General features: G+C 66.5%; 15 protein-coding genes. 8 read left to right on the top strand and 7 right to left on the bottom strand.

Translation table 11 applies throughout. The features are described 5' to 3' along the window. Positions 1-109: 109 nt before the first annotated feature. Both QMZ16_RS04225 and QMZ16_RS04220 read right to left on the bottom strand, forming a co-directional pair. Positions 110-1,654: an alanine/glycine:cation symporter family protein gene (locus tag QMZ16_RS04225; RefSeq protein WP_282602267.1), complete on the bottom strand. Its 1,545-nt coding sequence runs from the start codon at positions 1,652-1,654 to the stop codon at positions 110-112. Positions 1,655-1,691: 37 nt separating this feature from the next. Then, on the bottom strand, positions 1,692-2,126 hold the full coding sequence (locus QMZ16_RS04220) for a universal stress protein (protein WP_022707162.1): 435 nt from the start codon (positions 2,124-2,126) through the stop codon (positions 1,692-1,694). Between the two features lie 384 nt (positions 2,127-2,510). Here QMZ16_RS04220 and QMZ16_RS04215 point away from each other — a divergent pair, with 384 nt between their 5' ends. The 6 genes from QMZ16_RS04215 (at position 2,511) to rodA (ending at position 9,895) form a co-directional block, all read left to right on the top strand. Further along, a complete protein-coding gene (locus QMZ16_RS04215) occupies positions 2,511-4,067 on the top strand; it encodes a 2-isopropylmalate synthase (RefSeq protein ID WP_282602266.1) in 1,557 nt (518 codons plus the stop codon). 205 nt (positions 4,068-4,272) lie between these two features. Then, a complete protein-coding gene (locus QMZ16_RS04210) occupies positions 4,273-5,307 on the top strand; it encodes a rod shape-determining protein (RefSeq protein ID WP_022707159.1) in 1,035 nt (344 codons plus the stop codon). 22 nt (positions 5,308-5,329) lie between these two features. After that, entirely contained in the window at positions 5,330-6,271 is a 942-nt protein-coding gene (gene mreC / locus QMZ16_RS04205; RefSeq protein WP_282602265.1) for a rod shape-determining protein MreC, read from the top strand. Further along, complete coding sequence (locus tag QMZ16_RS04200; protein WP_282602264.1) at positions 6,268-6,789, top strand: rod shape-determining protein MreD; 522 nt, start codon at positions 6,268-6,270, stop codon at positions 6,787-6,789. The genes mreC and QMZ16_RS04200 overlap by 4 nt, the downstream gene beginning before the upstream one ends. Positions 6,790-6,804: 15 nt before the next feature. Beyond that, positions 6,805-8,751 carry a penicillin-binding protein 2 gene (mrdA, locus tag QMZ16_RS04195; RefSeq protein WP_282602263.1) on the top strand — a complete coding sequence of 649 codons (1,947 nt, stop codon included), beginning with the start codon at positions 6,805-6,807 and terminating at the stop codon, positions 8,749-8,751. Positions 8,752-8,755: 4 nt separating this feature from the next. Then, a complete protein-coding gene (rodA, locus tag QMZ16_RS04190) occupies positions 8,756-9,895 on the top strand; it encodes a rod shape-determining protein RodA (RefSeq protein WP_022707155.1) in 1,140 nt (379 codons plus the stop codon). A gap of 21 nt (positions 9,896-9,916) precedes the next feature. Here rodA and QMZ16_RS04185 read toward each other — a convergent pair whose 3' ends face one another. The 5 genes from QMZ16_RS04185 to folK all read right to left on the bottom strand — a co-directional run bounded on the left by QMZ16_RS04185 (position 9,917) and on the right by folK (position 15,117). Then, positions 9,917-11,110: a Hint domain-containing protein gene (locus QMZ16_RS04185; protein ID WP_282602262.1), complete on the bottom strand. Its 1,194-nt coding sequence runs from the start codon at positions 11,108-11,110 to the stop codon at positions 9,917-9,919. 131 nt (positions 11,111-11,241) lie between these two features. After that, positions 11,242-11,886, bottom strand: coding sequence for a DUF2062 domain-containing protein (locus QMZ16_RS04180; RefSeq protein ID WP_022707153.1), 645 nt, complete (start codon positions 11,884-11,886; stop codon positions 11,242-11,244). Positions 11,887-11,935: 49 nt separating this feature from the next. Continuing rightward, positions 11,936-14,050: a bifunctional (p)ppGpp synthetase/guanosine-3',5'-bis(diphosphate) 3'-pyrophosphohydrolase gene (locus QMZ16_RS04175; RefSeq protein WP_282602261.1), complete on the bottom strand. Its 2,115-nt coding sequence runs from the start codon at positions 14,048-14,050 to the stop codon at positions 11,936-11,938. A gap of 39 nt (positions 14,051-14,089) precedes the next feature. Further along, positions 14,090-14,446: a DNA-directed RNA polymerase subunit omega gene (gene rpoZ / locus QMZ16_RS04170; RefSeq protein WP_022707151.1), complete on the bottom strand. Its 357-nt coding sequence runs from the start codon at positions 14,444-14,446 to the stop codon at positions 14,090-14,092. Positions 14,447-14,517: 71 nt separating this feature from the next. Further along, the gene (gene folK, locus QMZ16_RS04165; RefSeq protein WP_282602260.1) at positions 14,518-15,117 is read right to left on the bottom strand and encodes a 2-amino-4-hydroxy-6-hydroxymethyldihydropteridine diphosphokinase; all 600 of its coding nucleotides are present in this window, start codon (positions 15,115-15,117) and stop codon (positions 14,518-14,520) included. A 112-nt stretch (positions 15,118-15,229) separates the two neighbouring features. Between folK and QMZ16_RS04160 the strand changes: the two genes are divergently transcribed. Both QMZ16_RS04160 and QMZ16_RS04155 read left to right on the top strand, forming a co-directional pair. Then, complete coding sequence (locus QMZ16_RS04160) at positions 15,230-15,781, top strand: NYN domain-containing protein (protein WP_022707149.1); 552 nt, start codon at positions 15,230-15,232, stop codon at positions 15,779-15,781. Further along, positions 15,781-16,995 (top strand): MFS transporter, encoded by a 1,215-nt coding sequence (locus tag QMZ16_RS04155; RefSeq protein ID WP_282602259.1) that lies wholly within the window; start codon positions 15,781-15,783, stop codon positions 16,993-16,995. Before QMZ16_RS04160 ends, QMZ16_RS04155 begins: the two co-directional genes overlap by 1 nt. Positions 16,996-17,232 lie beyond the last annotated feature (237 nt).

Here is a 17,232-nt window from a genome sequence, read left to right as displayed (position 1 = left end):
GACGGGTGGCGCCTCTTGGCACAGTTGGGCGCTAACGGCCATCCGCGATGCATGAAAAAAGGCGGGCATCCGCTTGGATGCCCGCCCGTTCAGCTTCGTGACGCAAGCGTCAGTCGAACTTGCGGATCGCCCCGCTGCGCAGACGCGAGAGATAGCTGTTCATCTCGGACTTCACGATCGGCATCAGCGCATAGAGCGCGATGATGTTGACCACGGCCATCGCGAAAATCGCGGCGTCCGAGAAGTCGATGACCGGACCCAGGTTCGCAGCCGCGCCGATGACGACGAAGAAGCAGAAGATGACCTTGAAGATCAGCTCCTTGGTCTGGCCCTCGCCGAAGAGGAAGGTCCATGCCTTGAGGCCGTAATAGCTCCAGGAGATCATGGTCGAGAAGGCGAACAGGACCACCGCCACGGCCAGGATGTAGCGGAACCAGCCGAAGGTCTGGCTGAAGGCCGCCGACGTCAGCGCAACGCCGCTGTTGCCCGATTCGGTGGCGATCGCGGTGCCGGCCTCGTTCAGGACGAACATGCCGGTTTCGGGGTCGGTGATCAGCTGGCCGGTGATGATGATGACCAGCGCCGTCATGGTGCAGATGACCACGGTGTCGATGAAGGGCTCCAGAAGCGAGACGATGCCCTCGGTCACGGGTTCCTTCGTGCGCACCGCGCTGTGGGCGATGGCGGCCGAGCCGACGCCCGCCTCGTTCGAGAAGGCCGCGCGGCGGAAGCCCTGGATCAGCGCGCCGATCGCACCGCCGACCGCACCGTCCCAGGTGAAGGCGCCGCGGAAGATCTGGCCGAATGCCGTGCCGATCATGTCATAGTTCATGGCGATGATGATCAGCGCCGTGCCGACATAGATGACGGCCATGAAGGGCACGACCTTCTCGGTCACGCTGGCGATGGATTTCAGACCGCCCACGATGACCAGGAATACGATGACCGCCATGACGACGCCCGTGATCCAGCCCGGATAGTCGCCGACCACGTTGATCAGCTGCGCATGCGCCTGGTTCGACTGGAACATGTTCCCTCCGCCGAAGCTGCCCAGGATGCAGAAGATCGCAAACAGGATCGCAAGGATTTTGCCGCCCGGCAGGCCGCGTTCGGCAAAGCCCTTGGTCATGTAGTACATCGGACCGCCCGAGACGTGGCCGTCCGCGAACTCGTTGCGGTATTTGACGCCCAGGGTGCATTCGGTGAACTTGGTCGCCATCCCCAGAAGACCCGCGAGGATCATCCAGAAGGTCGCGCCCGGACCGCCGATGCCGATCGCCACGGCGACGCCCGCGATGTTGCCCAGGCCCACGGTGCCCGACAGGGCGGTGGTCAGCGCCTGGAAGTGGCTGACCTCGCCCGCGTCGTTCGGGTCGCTGTAGCTGCCGCGCACCAGCGCAAGGGCATGGCCGAAGGCGCGGACCTGGATCAGGCCGAAATAGATGGTGAAGATGGTCGCCGCGATCACCAGCCAGCACACGATCCAGGGCACGTTGGTGCCGGGGAAGCTGCTGAAGATCAGGTTCACGAACCACCCGGTCGAGCTGGCGAAGATCTGGTTCACCGTCTCGTCGATGCCCTGCGCGGCTGCGGGCATCGCGCCGGATGCGCCCAGAAGGCCCGCCATGGCCAGGGTCTTGGTGAATGGTGTCATTGTTGTTTTCATCCCTGTTATTCCTTCACCACGCCGCTCAGGGCACGATGGTCACCGGCACGGGCGAAACCTGTGCCAGCGTTGCCGCGACCGAACCGAACAGCCGTGCGGCGATGCCCGATTCGCCCATGCGACCGATGAAGATCAGCGCCGCGCCCTCGTCATTGGCGATTCGGCACAGCGTCTCGGCGATGTGGCCATAGCGCATGGCCGTCGCGACGGGGACGCCCGCGGCCTGCACGCGCTTCAGCTCGGGGGCGAGGATCGCGGTCTCGGCGCGCTGCAGTTCCTCCTTGCGGCGGCGGTGGCGTTCCTCCAGCTCGGTCGGCGAGAGGAAGCTGTAGGGCGACCATTCCAGCACATGGGCGATGACGATGCTGTCGCCCTGTGCCTGCGCCCGCGTTATTGCGAAGTCCAGCGCACGCCGCGACGCGTCGCTGCCGTCAAAACCGACGACGATCTTGCGTGACATTGTTCCCTCATCTGTTGGTTATCGTTCTTGTTGGTGCGTTCAGGATAACGTGAGGGCAGGGATTGTATCCAGACAAAATGTGACGTTTCGATGATAACAATCGCCGCCCCGCGAAACCTCGCCACTGCCGGATCGGGGGATTTTTCGGCTTTTCAAACCGGGACATGGGCGGCATAGTCGCGCCCATGACACGGATGCGCCACATCGCCTCTGCCAGGAACGCCGCACGCGGCGTCCGTCCGGCCGTGAACCTCCGCGGTCTGCTGCTTCTTACGCTGCGCTGAGCGGGCTGCCCGGGCCACCGCTCAGCAAGGTCAGTGCCCGGGGTGACCCGAACAGACCAGACCTGACCCCGAAGGACGGGGCCGTAAGAAAGACGCCGATATGACCGACCAGAACCGCGTGATGATCTTCGACACGACGCTTCGCGATGGCGAACAGTCGCCGGGTGCGACCATGTCCCATGCCGAGAAGCTGGAAATCGCCCAGATGCTGAACGAGATGGGCGTGGACGTGATCGAGGCGGGCTTCCCCATCGCCTCCGAGGGCGATTTCGCCGCCGTCTCCGAGATCGCCAAGGTCAGCGACCACAGCATCATCTGCGGCCTGTCCCGCGCGCAGCTGCCCGATATCGACCGCTGCTGGGAGGCCGTGAAGCACGCCCGCCGCCCGCGCATCCACACCTTCATCGGCACCTCGCCGCTGCATCGCGCGATCCCGAACCTGGACATGGACCAGATGGCCGAGCGGATCGAGCAGACCGTGACCCATGCCCGCAACCTGTGCGACGACGTGCAGTGGTCGGCCATGGACGCCACCCGTACCGAACATGATTACCTGTGCCGCGTGGTGGAAATCGCGATCAAGGCCGGTGCCAGCACGATCAACATCCCCGATACCGTCGGCTATACCGCCCCGCGCGAAAGCGCCGACCTGATCCGCATGTTGCTGGAGCGTGTGCCGGGCGCGGACGGGATCATCTTCGCGACCCATTGCCACAACGACCTGGGCATGGCGACGGCCAACAGCCTTGCCGCGGTCGAGGCCGGCGCCCGCCAGATCGAATGCACGATCAACGGCCTGGGCGAACGCGCGGGCAACACCGCCCTGGAAGAGGTCGTGATGGCCATGCGGGTCCGCAACGACATCATGCCCTTCCAGACGGGCATCGACACGACCAAGATCATGGGCATCTCGCGCCGCGTGGCGGCCGTGTCGGGTTTCCCGGTGCAGTTCAACAAGGCCATCGTCGGCAAGAACGCCTTCCTGCACGAATCGGGCATCCACCAGGACGGCGTGCTGAAGAACGTCGAGACCTTCGAGATCATGCGCCCCGCCGATATCGGTCTGAACGAGACAAACATCGCCATGGGCAAGCATTCGGGCCGCGCCGCGCTGCGCGCCAAGCTGAAGGATCTGGGCTACGAGGTCGGTGACAACCAGCTCAAGGACATCTTCGTGCGGTTCAAGGCGCTGGCCGACCGCAAGAAGGAGGTCTATGACGAGGATATCGTGGCCCTGGTCCAGGATGCCGCAGCCAATACCGGCGACGACCACCTGCAGGTCAAGCATCTGCGCGTCGTCTGCGGCAGCGACGGCCAGACCGCCGACCTGACCATGATCGTCGACGGCGAGGAAAAGACCGTCCACGCCACGGGCGACGGGCCGGTCGATGCCTGCTTCAACGCCGTGCGCCAGATCTTCCCGCATGACGCGCAGCTGAAGCTGTACCAGGTCCATGCCGTGACCGAGGGCACCGATGCGCAGGCCACCGTCAGCGTCCGCATGGAGGAGGACGGCCGCATCGTGAACGGCCAGGCCGCCGATACCGACACGATCCTTGCCAGCACCAAGGCCTATGTCGGGGCGCTGAACCACCTGATCATGCGCCGTGCCCAGTCGGGCCGCGACGGCAAGCAGATCAGCATGTACTCGCACTGATGCGGTGCCGGGGGCGGGCCAGGTGCCCGCCCCCGACGCGCGATATCCCGCCATTCTGCCCCTCAGGGGTCATCGGGGCTTTTCCGGTGCCGCCGACCGCTCTATACGGGGCCACGCCCATTTCAGGGCGATGCAGGGCCAAGGCCCTCAGCCGAACATCAGAATCAGGGGCAGGCCGGGCCAACCGGCGCGAAAGGATACGGGCATGGCATTCGGTGGTCTGTTTTCGACCGACATTGCGATCGACCTCGGGACGGCGAACACGCTGATCTACGTCAAGGGCAAGGGCATCATCCTGAACGAGCCTTCGGTCGTGGCCTACCACGTCAAGGACGGCAAGCGTCAGGTCCTTGCGGTGGGCGAGGACGCCAAGCTGATGCTGGGCCGCACGCCCGGCAGCATCGAGGCCATCCGCCCCATGCGCGAAGGCGTCATCGCCGATTTCGACAGCGCCGAGCAGATGATCAAGCACTTCATCAAGAAGGTGTTCAAGCGCACGACCTTCTCGAAGCCGAAGATCATCGTCTGCGTGCCCCATGGCGCGACCCCGGTCGAGAAGCGCGCGATCCGCCAGTCGGTCCTGTCCGCAGGCGCCCGCAAGGCCGGCCTGATCGCCGAACCCATCGCGGCGGCCATCGGTGCGGGCATGCCCATCACCGAACCCACCGGCAGCATGGTCGTCGATATCGGTGGCGGCACCACCGAGGTCGCGGTCCTGTCGCTGGGCGATGTCGTCTATGCCCGTTCGGTCCGCATCGGCGGCGACCGCATGGACGAGGCGATCGTGAACTATCTCCGCCGCAACCAGAACATGCTGATCGGCGATTCCACCGCTGAACGCATCAAGACCAGCATCGGCACCGCCCGCATGCCCGATGACGGGCGCGGCGCCACGCTGATGGTGCGCGGTCGCGACCTGCTGAACGGCATCCCGAAGGAAATCGAGATCAGCCAGGCCATGGTCGCCGAGGCCCTGACTGAGCCGGTCCAGGCCATCTGCGAGGCCGTGATGGTCGCGCTGGAGGCCACGCCCCCGGATCTGGCCGCCGATATCGTGGATCGCGGCGTGATGCTGACCGGCGGCGGCGCGATGCTGGGCGAACTGGACTTGGCCCTGCGCGAGCAGACCGGCCTGTCGATCAGCCTTGCCGATCAGCCCATGAGCTGTGTCGCGCTGGGCACGGGCAAGGCGCTGGAGTTCGAGAAGCAGCTGCGCCACGTCATCGACTACGACAGCTGATACCGGAACCGGGGGACCCGCCATGTCGCGGACCAAGGGGCCTGATTTCGCAACGCCCGTTCGCCGCATCCTGATCGCGGTGATGGTGCTGTTGCTGGCCGCGCTGTTCCTTTTCTGGCGCATCGACAGCCCGCGTGCGGAACGCATGCGGGTCGCGATGATCGACGCCATCGTGCCGCGCATGGAATGGGCGCTGGTGCCCGTCACCCGCGTCAGCGAGATGGTGGCCGGCTTCCAGAGCTATGCGCGCCTGCACCAGCAGAACCAGGAACTGCGCCGCGAATTGCAGCGCATGTCCGCATGGAAGGAAGCCGCCGTCCAGCTCGAGCAGGAAAACTCGAAGCTGCTGGCGCTGAACAATGTCCGCATCGACCCCGCCCTGACCAGCGTGACGGGCATGGTGATGGTCGACAGCGGGTCGGCCTTCCGCCAGTCGGTGCTGCTGAATGTCGGATCGCGCGATGGCGTGATCGAGGGCTGGGCCGTGATGGACGGGCTTGGCCTTGCCGGGCGGATCGCGGGGGTCGGACGCTCGACCAGCCGGGTGGTGCTGCTGACGGACCCGTCATCTAGGCTGCCGGTCGTCGTGCAGCCGACGGGCGAACGCGCGCTGCTGACGGGTGACAATACCGCGCTGCCGCTGCTGGAATTCATCGAAAGCTCGGACAATGTGCGGCCGGGCGACCGGGTCGTGACATCGGGGGATGGCGGGGTCTTTCCCGCCGGTCTGCTGGTCGGACAGGTCGCGCAGGGCAGCGACGGGCGGATGCGCCTGCTGATGGCTGCCGATTACGGGCGGCTGGAATTCCTGCGCGTGCTGCGCTCGCACCCCGCCGAGGCCGTGGCCGACAGCGCCGCCGTGGTTCGTGGCGGGCAGGCCGGTCCCATCGGTCCGCAGCTGCCCGACAGCCCCGTCGAGGCCGCGCGCGGCACCGACCCGCTGGATACCGGAACCCTGCAATGATCGCGCTGCCGCCCCGCAGCATCGTCACGGGCATGGTGCTGTTCTGTGCGGCCTATGCGGCGCTGCTGTTCCTGCGGCTGCTGCCCCTTGCGCCGGGCATGATGGGCTGGCCCGGTCCCGACATGGGGCTGGCGCTGGTCCTGGCCTGGGTGCTGCGCCGCCCCGACCAGCTGCCCGCCATCCTGATCGTTCTGGTCGTCCTGCTCGAGGATGTGCTGCTGATGCGGCCGCCGGGCCTGTGGGCGATCTTCGTCCTTCTGGGCGCCGAGGCCGCACGTCAGCGCGAGCAGCGTTGGCGCGACAACGGTTTCATGGTTGAATGGCTGCGCGTGGCCGTGCTTGTCGGGCTGATGATGCTGGCCTATCGCGTGGTCCTGATCCTGTTCCTGCTTCCGGTCGCGAATCTGGGGCAGGTGATCCTGCAATACCTGGCGACGGTCCTGGCCTATCCGGTCGCGGTCTTCGCCGCGCGCTGGCTTCTGGGCCTGCGTCGCATCCGTCATGGCGAAGGCGCCTGAGCTTCGGGGGCACCGATGAAGAAATCGCAACGCGAAATCATGGACAGCAGCCGCCAGATCACCCGGCGCGGGCTGATGCTGGCGGGGGTGCAGGTCGCCACGGTGACCACGCTTGCCCTGAAGATGCGGTCGATGCAGCTGGACCACGCCGAGGAATACCGGATGCTGGCCGATGGCAACTCGATCAAGATGCGGCTTCTGCCGCCCGCGCGCGGCCTGATCCTGGACCGCAACGGGCTGGTCATCGCGAACAACGAACAGAACTATCGCGTCACGCTGACCCGCGAGGAGGCCGGCGGCGATGTCGAACCCGTGCTGCGCCGGCTTGCGCAGCTGATCCCCATGAGCGACGCGCGCATGGAGGAACTGCGCGACGAGTTCTCGAAGCGCAGCGCGGTGACGCCCATCGTGCTGGCCGACCGCCTGTCCTGGGAACAGTTCAGCGCGATCGCGGTCAACGCGCCCTCGCTTCCCGGCGTGATGCCCGAAAGCGCGCTGTCGCGGGCCTATGTGCGGGGCGGCGATTTCGCGCATGTCGTGGGCTATGTCGGGCCGGTCAGCGATTACGACCTGTCGCGGATCGAGGATCCCGATCCCGTCCTGCGCCTGCCCGATTTCCAGCTGGGCAAGATCGGCGTCGAGGGCCGGATGGAAGAGGTCCTGCGCGGCAAGGCGGGCGCCCGCCGGGTCGAGGTGAACAGCACCGGCCGCGAGATGCGCCAGCTGTCCCGCCAGGAGGGCGAGCAGGGCGCGACGGTCCAGCTGACCGTCGATGCCGCGCTTCAGAACTATGCCGCGCAGCGCATGGGCGAGGAAAGCGCGGCCGCCGTCGTCATGGATTGCGCCACGGGCGAGCTGGTCTCGATCTGTTCGTCGCCCAGCTTCGATCCGAACAAGTTCGTGCGCGGGATCTCCAGCAAGGATTACCGCGCGCTGATGGATCACGACCATCGCCCGCTGGCCGACAAGACGGTGCAGGGCGTCTATCCGCCGGGATCGACCTTCAAGATGGTCACGCTTCTGGCGGGGCTGGAGGCCGGCGTCATCGACGGCGGGTCGCGATATTACTGCCCCGGCTATACCGAGCTGGGCAGCCGCCGCTTCCACTGCTGGCGGCGTGGCGGGCACGGGTCCGTCGATGCCATCACCAGCCTCGAACAAAGCTGCGACGTCTATTACTATGAACTGGCGCAGCGGGTGGGGATCGACCGGATCGCCGCGATGGCGCGCAAGCTGGGGCTGGGCCAGCGCCATGACCTGCCCATGTCCGCCGTGTCCGAGGGGATCGCCCCCGACCGCGCCTGGAAGAAGGCGCGCTATGACCAGGCATGGCAGATCGGCGACAGCCTGAACGCCTCGATCGGGCAGGGTTACGTCCTGGCCTCGCCGCTGCAACTGGCGGTGATGACGGCGCGGATCGCGACGGGGCGGGCGGTCTCGCCCTCGTTGATCCGCTCGGTCGACGGGGTGCGGCAGGACATCGCCGAGGCCCCGGCGCTGGACATCTCGGACAGTTCGCTGCGCATCGCCCGGATGGGGATGGAGGCCGTGATGAATTCCAGCCGCGGCACCGCCCGTTCCTCGCGCATCATCCGCGAGGATTGGCACATGGCCGGCAAGACCGGCACCAGCCAGGTCCGCAACATCACCGCGGCCGAACGTGCGCGGGGCGTCGTGTCGAACGACCAGTTGCCCTGGAACCGCCGCGACCACGCGCTGTTCGTCTGCTATGCCCCCTACGAGGCGCCGCGATACGCGGTCTCGGTCGTGGTGGAACATGGCGGGGGCGGCTCGACCGTGGCCGCGCCCATCGCGCGCGACATCCTGCTGTTCGCGCTGAACGGGGGGCTGCCGCCCTTGGACGCCGTGCCCTCGGACCAGCGCGCCGCCATGCAGGCCCGCCACGAGGCGATGAGCCTCTATACCCCCGAGGCCCCGCGGCCTGGACGCAGCAGGGCCTGAGCCGATGTCCTATCTCGATTACAAGGTCGCGCAGGTCCCGACCGGATTCCGCAAGGTACTGTACATCAACTGGCCGCTGGTCCTGCTGATCACGGCCGTCTGCTGCATCGGGTTCCTGATGCTGTATTCGGTCGCCGGTGGCAGGCTGGACACTTGGGCCGAGCCGCAGATGTACCGCTTTGCCGTCGGCATGGTGATCATGCTGACGCTGGCCTTCGTGCCGATGTGGTTCTGGCGGGGGATCTCGGTCGCGGCCTATGTCGCCTGCTTCCTGATGCTGATCGCGGTGGACCTGTTCGGGGTGATCGGGATGGGCGCGCAGCGCTGGATCGATATCGGCCCCATCCGCATCCAGCCGTCCGAGCTGATGAAGATCGCCCTCGTGCTGCTTCTGGCGGCCTATTACGACTGGCTGGACCTGTCCAAGGTGTCGCGGCCCTTCTGGGTGCTGCTGCCGGTGATGATGATCCTTGCGCCCACGGCGCTGGTGCTGATGCAGCCGGACCTGGGGACCTCGATCATGCTGATCACGGGGGGCGGGATCGTGATGTTCGCGGCCGGCGTGTCGCTGTGGTATTTCGGCGCGGTGATCGGGGCGGCGGTCGGGCTGGTCTACGCGGTGATGGTCAGCCGCGGGACCGACTGGCAATTGCTGAAGGATTACCAGTTCCGCCGCATCGACACCTTCCTCGATCCGGGCGCGGACCCGCTTGGCGCGGGCTACAACATCATCCAGAGCCAGATCGCCCTGGGGTCGGGGGGCTGGTCCGGTCGCGGCTTCATGCAGGGGACCCAGTCGCGGCTGAACTTCCTGCCCGAGAAGCATACCGACTTCATCTTCACCGTCCTGGCCGAAGAGTTCGGCTTCATCGGCGCCTCGTCGCTGCTGATCCTCTACATGCTGATCCTGGGCTTCTGCCTGTATTCGGCGCTGTCGAACCGCGACCGTTTCGCAAGCCTGATCACCATCGGGATCAGTGCGACCTTCTTCCTGTATTTCTCGATCAACATGGCGACGGTCATGGGGCTGCTGCCCGCCAAGGGCTCGCCCCTGCCGCTGGTCAGCTATGGCGGCACGTCGCTGATGATCCTGATGCTGGGCTTCGGGCTGGTGCAATCCGCCCATGTCCACAGGCCGAGGTGACCCCGGCCCGCCAGGCAGGGTTCAGGCGGTGCGGGCCAAGTCGTCCGCCCGCGACATGAACGTCTGGTCCAGCGCGGCATCCGCAAGATCGCGCGCCTCGGAGACGCGCAGGACGCGGTAGGGGGCAGCCCCTGCGTCATGCCGCGCGACGGCGCCGATGAAGCCCGGGCCCGACTTGCGGGCGATCTGGCCGTGCAGGAAGGATTCGGTCCAGGCACCGTCCGACCGGATCACCACATGTCCGTCAAACAGCAGGTGCACGTAGCGGACCGAACGGCAGCCCGTCATCCTGCGCACAAAGGGGCGGTCCTCCAGCCCCTTCGCGGGGGCAAGCGCGATGCTGCCATCCTGTTGCGTGACGGCGATGCGGTGCTGCGGGGACAGGATCAGGCTGCGTTCGGGAATCCCCGCCCCAAGCGAGCCCGGCTTGAACTCGACCGGTTTCTGCTTCGGGTCCGCGCCCGCCGCAAAGTCCAGGTTCCGCCAGAGGATCGCGCGGATCGGCTGCAATCCGTGATCCAGCGTTTCCACCAGGTCACCGACCTTCAGGCTCTCGACGCTGCGGTCGCCCTGCGCCGTCGCGATCATCGCGCCGGGCGTGAAGCAGGGCACGAACACGCCCAGATACAGATATGTATCCGTCGCGGCATCGTACTGATAGGAAGACCCCGCGTTCTGGTCGGCCTGGACCGGGCTTGCCTCGACCGTGCCGACCAGGTTCGTGCCGGGGAACCCCGTCAGGGTGGCGGCGTCGAAGGGGGCCGTCGACATGTTGAAGACGATGTAATCCCCGCTCGAGGGGTCCAGAAGGACGATGGCCTCGCTCTGGGTGCCCGAATTGCCTTCGGTCAGAAGGTTGGTGCTGACGCCCCCCGCACCCGATTCGACGCCGCCCTGGGATGCCTCCTGCGCCCAGGAGGGTGCGGTTCCGGTGATCTCGTTGACGATATACAGCGTTTCGCCCGGCTGGATGACGGTGCCTGCTGGGAAGGTATGGTAGAGCCCATCGACCGGACTGTCCGGCGCGCCCCCGCCCGCGCTGTCCGACCAGACCTGCCAGCCCGATATGTCGATCGCGGTGCTCGTGGTGTTCGTGAAGGAGATGAATTCGTCCTCTTGGGTCGCTGTTCCGTCGCCGTCGGTATCGAAGACCGCCCCGCCGGAATTGTCGCCATAGATCTGGCCGAAGATCACGCCGTTCAGTGCCACAGGCATCGTCACACTCCCATTGCTCACCTTATCTCAAGGTTAAGCGAGGTCCGAACTGGCGCAAGCAAAGATTTCCGAGCCGTTTCAAGGGTCTTATCCGAAGGTATAGTCGACATTCGCGCGGTCTGCGGCGGTGATCAGCGATCACCCTCGGCGCGGCGCTTGGCGGCGGATTCGGCGAAGCGGGCGATGCGTGCGGCCATGCGTTTCTCGCGCCGCTTCTGATAGGCGATGAAGATCGGCACGGTCAGGTAATGCGTGGCGACGGACACGCCCAGGCCCAGGATCGATCCACCCACGACATAGGGCCAGAAGATCTGCGCGAAGAAGTCCGCCAGCCGGTGCCAATGGGCGATCTCGGGGCCGAAGGCGGCGCCGATATTGTGCCACAGCTCGGTCGAGGCATGCGAGAATTCGCGGAAGATGAAATGCGGCGACATGCGGCCCGGCAGGCCCAGGATCTCTCGGCCGAAGCCCACGGATACCAGCGCGATGAAGGGCAGGGTGACCGGATTGCCGATGAAGGTCGCCAGCAGCGCCGCAAGAATGTTGCCGCGGATCACCCAGGCGACGGCCGCGGCCGACAGGAAGTGGAAGCCGAAGAGCGGCGTGAAGGACACGAAGACCCCCGCCGCGACCCCGCGCCCGATCCGGTGGGGTCGGTCCGGCAGGCGGCGCAGGCGGTGCATGACATAGGTCCCGGCGCGACGCCAGCCGCCGCGGGGATAGATCATCTCGCTGGCGATCTGGCCATAGCTGCGCGGCTTGCGACGTTTGAACACGGATGCCCCATCCGACGGTGGTACAGGTCGCGACGATAGGCCCGGCGCGTCAGGGTTTCAACGAGGGATCCCGGATGCGGAAGACCTGCGCGACGTCGCTTTCGGCCTCGAGCGCGGTCAGCAGGTTGTGCAGGTGTTCGCGGTCGCGCAGCTCGACCACGACCTCGAGGCGGTAGAAGTCGGGCTTGCGCTCGATGAATTCGAGGTTCGAGATGTTGGCCCCCTGCGCGCCGACCAACGTGCAGATGCGGCCCAGAACGCCCGCGTCGTGTCGGATCGTCAGCGACAGCACGGTCGAATAGGCAGCCGCGTGACGCCCCTCGCGCCATTGCAGGTCCACCCACCGGTCCAGGCTGTCCTCGTATTCGGCAAGCACGGGGCAGTCGATCGCGTGGATGACCACGCCCGCCCCGCGATAGGTGATGCCCACGATCCGTTCGCCGGGCAGCGGATTGCAGCAGGGCGCGCGCTTGAAATTCGCATCCGCCTCGAGACCCGCGATGGGGCGGCGGCTGTCGATCTCGTCCTGGCTGTCGGCAAGTTCGGGATAGAGGACGCCCAGAACCTCCTTGGCGGAATTCTCGGCGCTGCCGATGCGCGCCAGAAGATCCTCGGCCGAGGGGATGCCCATCTGGCGGGCGGCGGTGCGGATCGCCTTGTCGGTGACCTTGCGGCCCACATGCTCGAAGCTGACGCGGACCAGTTCGCGGCCCAGCCGCATGAAGCGGTCGCGATCCTCTTCGCGCAGGCTGCGGCGGATGGCGGCCTTGGCGCGGCCGGTGACCACGATGTCCAGCCAGGTGGCCTGCGGGCGCTGGCCCGAGGCGGCGATGATCTCGACCGCCTGACCGTTCTTGAGGCGCGTCCACAGCGGGACGCGGATGCCGTCGATCTTGGCGCCCACGCAGGAATTGCCCAGCCGCGTATGGACCGCATAGGCGAAATCCAGCGGCGTGGCGCCCTTGGGCAGCTGCAGCACGTCGCCCTTGGGGGTGAAGCAGAAGACCTGGTCCTGGTACATCTCCAGCTTGACGTGTTCCAGGAACTCGTTGTGATCCTCGGCGCCGAAGCGGTCGGTCAGGCTGGCGACCCAATGCGCGGGATCGACCGCGAAGGGGTTCTCGGTCCGCACGCCGTCGCGATAGGCCCAGTGCGCGGCGACGCCGGCCTCGTTGACCTCGTGCATCTGGCGGGTGCGGATCTGGACCTCGACCCGCTTGCCGTCGCGGCCCGACACGGTGGTGTGGATCGACCGGTAGCCGTTCGATTTCGGCTGGCTGATGTAATCCTTGAACCGGCCCGGGACCGCGCGCCAGCGATGGTGGATCACGCCCAGGGCGCGATAGCAGTCCATCTCGTTGCGGGTGATGATGCGGAAGCCGTAGATGTCGGACAGCCGCGAGAAGGCCAGCTGCTTCTCCTGCATCTTGCGCCAGACGCTGAAGGGCTTCTTGGCGCGGCCGAAGACGTCGGCCTCGATCCCCTCGCGTTCCAGTTCGGCGCGGATGTCGGTGGTGATCTGGCCGATCACATCGCCGGAATCGCGCTGCATCGCGACGAAGCGCCGGATGATCGAGCTGCGGGCCTCGGGGTTGATGACCTTGAAGGCCAGGTCCTCGAGTTCCTCGCGCATCCACTGCATGCCCATGCGACCGGCCAGCGGCGCATAGATGTCCATCGTCTCGCGGGCCTTCTTGACCTGCTTCTCGGGGCGCATGGAACGGATGGTGCGCATGTTGTGCAGGCGGTCGGCCAGCTTGACCAAAATCACGCGCAGATCGCGCGACATGGCCATGAACAGCTTGCGGAAATTCTCGGCCTGCTTGGACTGCGCGCTGGAGAGTTCGAGATTGGTCAGCTTCGTCACGCCGTCCACTAGCTCGGCGATCTCGGGGCTGAACATCGCCGTGACCTCTTCCTTGGTCGAACGGGTGTCCTCGATCGTGTCGTGCAGAAGGGCGGTGATGATGGTCGCATCGTCCAGCCGCATCTCGGTCAGGATGGCGGCGACGGCGATGGGATGCGTGAAATAGGGTTCGCCGGAATGGCGGAACTGCCCCTCGTGCATGCGCATGCCGTATTCGTAGGCGTCGCGCAGCAGGTCTGCATTGCAGCGGGGGTTGTAGTTGCGAACGAGCGCAAGAAGGTCTTCGACGTCGATCATGATGTCCTGCCGAAGACCCCTTCTTCAATCATCGACGGCTCAGCCGCGCTGGTTGGCTTCCAGCATCATGCGCAGCATCCGCTCTTCCGATTCCTCGTCGGCGGGCTTGGGCTTGTCCACCTCGGCACCCAGAAGCAGCGCCATCGCGTCCTCTTCGGGCTCGTCGACCTCGATCTGGGTCTGGGTGGATTCGATCATCCGCTCGCGCAGATCGTCGACCGGCTGGGTTTCCTCGGCGATCTCGCGCAGCGAGACGACGGGGTTCTTGTCGTTGTCGCGGTCGACCGTGGGCTGGCTTCCGGCAGCGATCTCGCGTGCGCGGTGGGAGGCCAGCATCACCAGATCAAACCGGTTGGGAACCTTGTCGACGCAGTCTTCGACCGTAACGCGGGCCATGAATCACCTGTAGGGTTGCGAATCGGATATCCGGGGCGAAACCGGACCTTTGGTCGGGAATGGCCGAAATGTCAAGCCGGACCGGCCATTTCCGACGGGTCCATCGGGGTCATCCCGTCCAGCGCCGAAGGCGGCAGCGCGTCCAGCATGGCCTGCACCGTCAGCCCGGTCAGCGGGTGCCGCCAGTCGGGCGCGATCTCGGCCAGGGGGGCCAGGACGAAGCCGCGATCCTGCATGCGCGGATGGGGCAGCAGCAGCCGGTCGGGCGCGACCCGCGTCTGGCTGTCGAAGGGCAGGTCGATCCAGTGCCGCAGCGTCGTCCTGTCCGGAACGATCCGGTCGTCCAGCGCGATCAGGTCCAGGTCCAGCACCCGCGACGACCAGCGCCCCGTGCTGCGGTCGCGCCCGAAATCGGCCTCGATCCGGTGGAACGCCGCAAGCACGTCCTCGGGGGGAAGGGGGGTGGTGAAAGTCGCGGCAGCATTCACGTAATCGGGCCCGGACCCGAGCGGAATCGCGGGGCTGCGCCAGAAACGGCTGGATGCGGATATTGAAATGCCCGGTTCACTGTGCAGAATGTCCAGCGTCCGGCGCAGGCCGGCCCAGAGTTCCTGTCCGGACAGGGGCAGGTTGGCGCCGAGCGCGACAATACCAAAAGACAGGTTAACCACGCATTCTCCTTTGTCCTAGAAGCATTTCGTATGCCCAAAAAGACTTTGTCAGGACCCTCACCCTGATGTCGTCCGGGATGGAGAGGGCAAGTTTCAACGAAGGCAACACCCGATGTTCTACAAGGATGACAGATTGGCGATCTTCATAGATGGCGCCAATCTCTATGCGGCGGCGAAAGCCCTCGGTTTCGATATCGACTACAAGCTGCTGCGGCAGGAATTCGACCGACGCGGCAAGCTGACCCGCGCCTACTACTATACCGCGCTGCTGGAAGGCGAGGAGTATTCGCCCATCCGCCCGCTGGTGGACTGGCTGCATTACAACGGCTTTTGCGTCGTGACGAAGCCCGCGCGCGAATATACCGACGCGATGGGGCGGCGGAAGGTGAAGGGCAACATGGATATCGAGCTGACGGTCGATGCCATGCAGCTTGCGCCGCGCCTGGATCACGTGGTGCTGTTCTCGGGCGATGGCGATTTCCGGCCCCTGATCGAGGCGCTGCAGCGGCAGGGTGTCCGCGTGTCCGTCGTCTCGACCATCCGCAGCCAGCCCCCGATGATCGCCGACGACCTGCGCCGCCAGGCCGACAACTTCATCGAGCTTGATGCCCTGCGCGACATCATCGGCCGCCCGCCGCGCGACGGCCAGTCCGGCAACGACTGATGGCTGCCACCCCCGCGCAAGGGCGCTGGTCCGCATTGGCGCTGATCTGCGCGGGGGTCATCGGGGCGATGGCCTGCTGGTTTTCGACCACGGCCATCGGCCCGGAACTGGCCCGCGTCTGGGCGCTGTCCCCGGCCGAGGCCGCCTGGCTGACCAACGCCGTCCAGCTGGGCTTCGTGCTGGGCGCGCTGCTGTCATCCGCGCTGAACCTGCCCGACATCATCCCCATGACGCGGCTGATCACCGGATCGGCCATCCTTGCGGCGCTGGCCAATGGCGCGGTGCTGCTGCAGCCCGATTTCGCGGGGCTGATGCTGGCGCGGCTGGCGACGGGCGTCGCGCTTGCGGGCGTCTATCCGCCCGCGCTGAAGCTGATGGCGACGTGGTTCGTCGCGGGGCGCGGTCTTGCGATGGGGCTTCTGGTGGGCGCGCTGACGCTTGGATCGGCGCTGCCGCACCTGCTGCGCGCGATCGGCGGCGGGCCCGACTGGCGGATGGTGGTGGCGGGGGCCAGCCTCGGGGCGCTGATCTCGGCCGCGATCTTCGGCCTTGCCGTCCGCGAGGGGCCGCACGGCTTCGCGCGCACCCGCTTCGACCCGCGCCAGACGCTGGCCGTGCTGCGCGACAGGCCACTGCGCTTGGCCAATCTGGGCTATTTCGGCCATATGTGGGAGCTTTATGCCATGTGGGCCTGGCTTCTGGCATGGCTGGGGGCCGCGGCGGATGCAGGGCCGCTGCCGGCCAACATCTCGGGGGTGACCTTCGCGGTGATCGCATCGGGGGTCGTGGGCTGCGCGCTTGGCGGGTGGCTGTCGGACCGGATCGGGCGGTGCCTGACCACGGCGGGCATGATGGCCGTATCCGGCGGCTGTGCGGCGCTGATCGGGCTGGCCTGGGGCGGACCCGCATGGTTGTTGCTGCTGATCGCCATCGTCTGGGGCGTCACCATCATCGGCGACAGCGCGCAATTCTCGGCGGCGGCGTCCGAACTGGCGGATGCGCGGCTGGTGGGCACGGCGCTGACGCTGCAACTGGCCTTCGGCTTTGCCCTGACGGTCGTCGCGATCTGGCTGGTGCCGGTCGTGGCGGGTCTGATCGGGGGATGGCGCTGGACCTTCCTGATCCTGCTGCCCGGCCCGGCCATCGGCGCCTGGGCGATGCTGCGCCTGCGGGCCCTGCCGCAGGCCGAGCGGCTGGCCGGGGGGCGCCGCTGAAGGGGGATGTTGGTGCGGACGGCGGGGCTCGAACCCGCATTTCCGTTCGGAAGGCAGATTTTCGTACCACTTCGGCTTTCGCCGCCGGGGGCATGGCCCGCCGTTCGTGGTCTGGACTATCCCTTCGCCATGGTCCCGCAGGGACTGTAGGCGCCGCCCGTCTAGTCTCTACACCTTCCCCCGCTGGCGGGGGCTTGGCTCGGGATCGGCACGGGGCCTTGCGCAATCGCGCGTGAC

This window comes from Paracoccus sp. PARArs4 (genome assembly GCF_947311865.1).
GTDB lineage: Bacteria > Pseudomonadota > Alphaproteobacteria > Rhodobacterales > Rhodobacteraceae > Paracoccus > Paracoccus zeaxanthinifaciens.
This window is presented reverse-complemented; position numbering and strand designations above follow the sequence as displayed.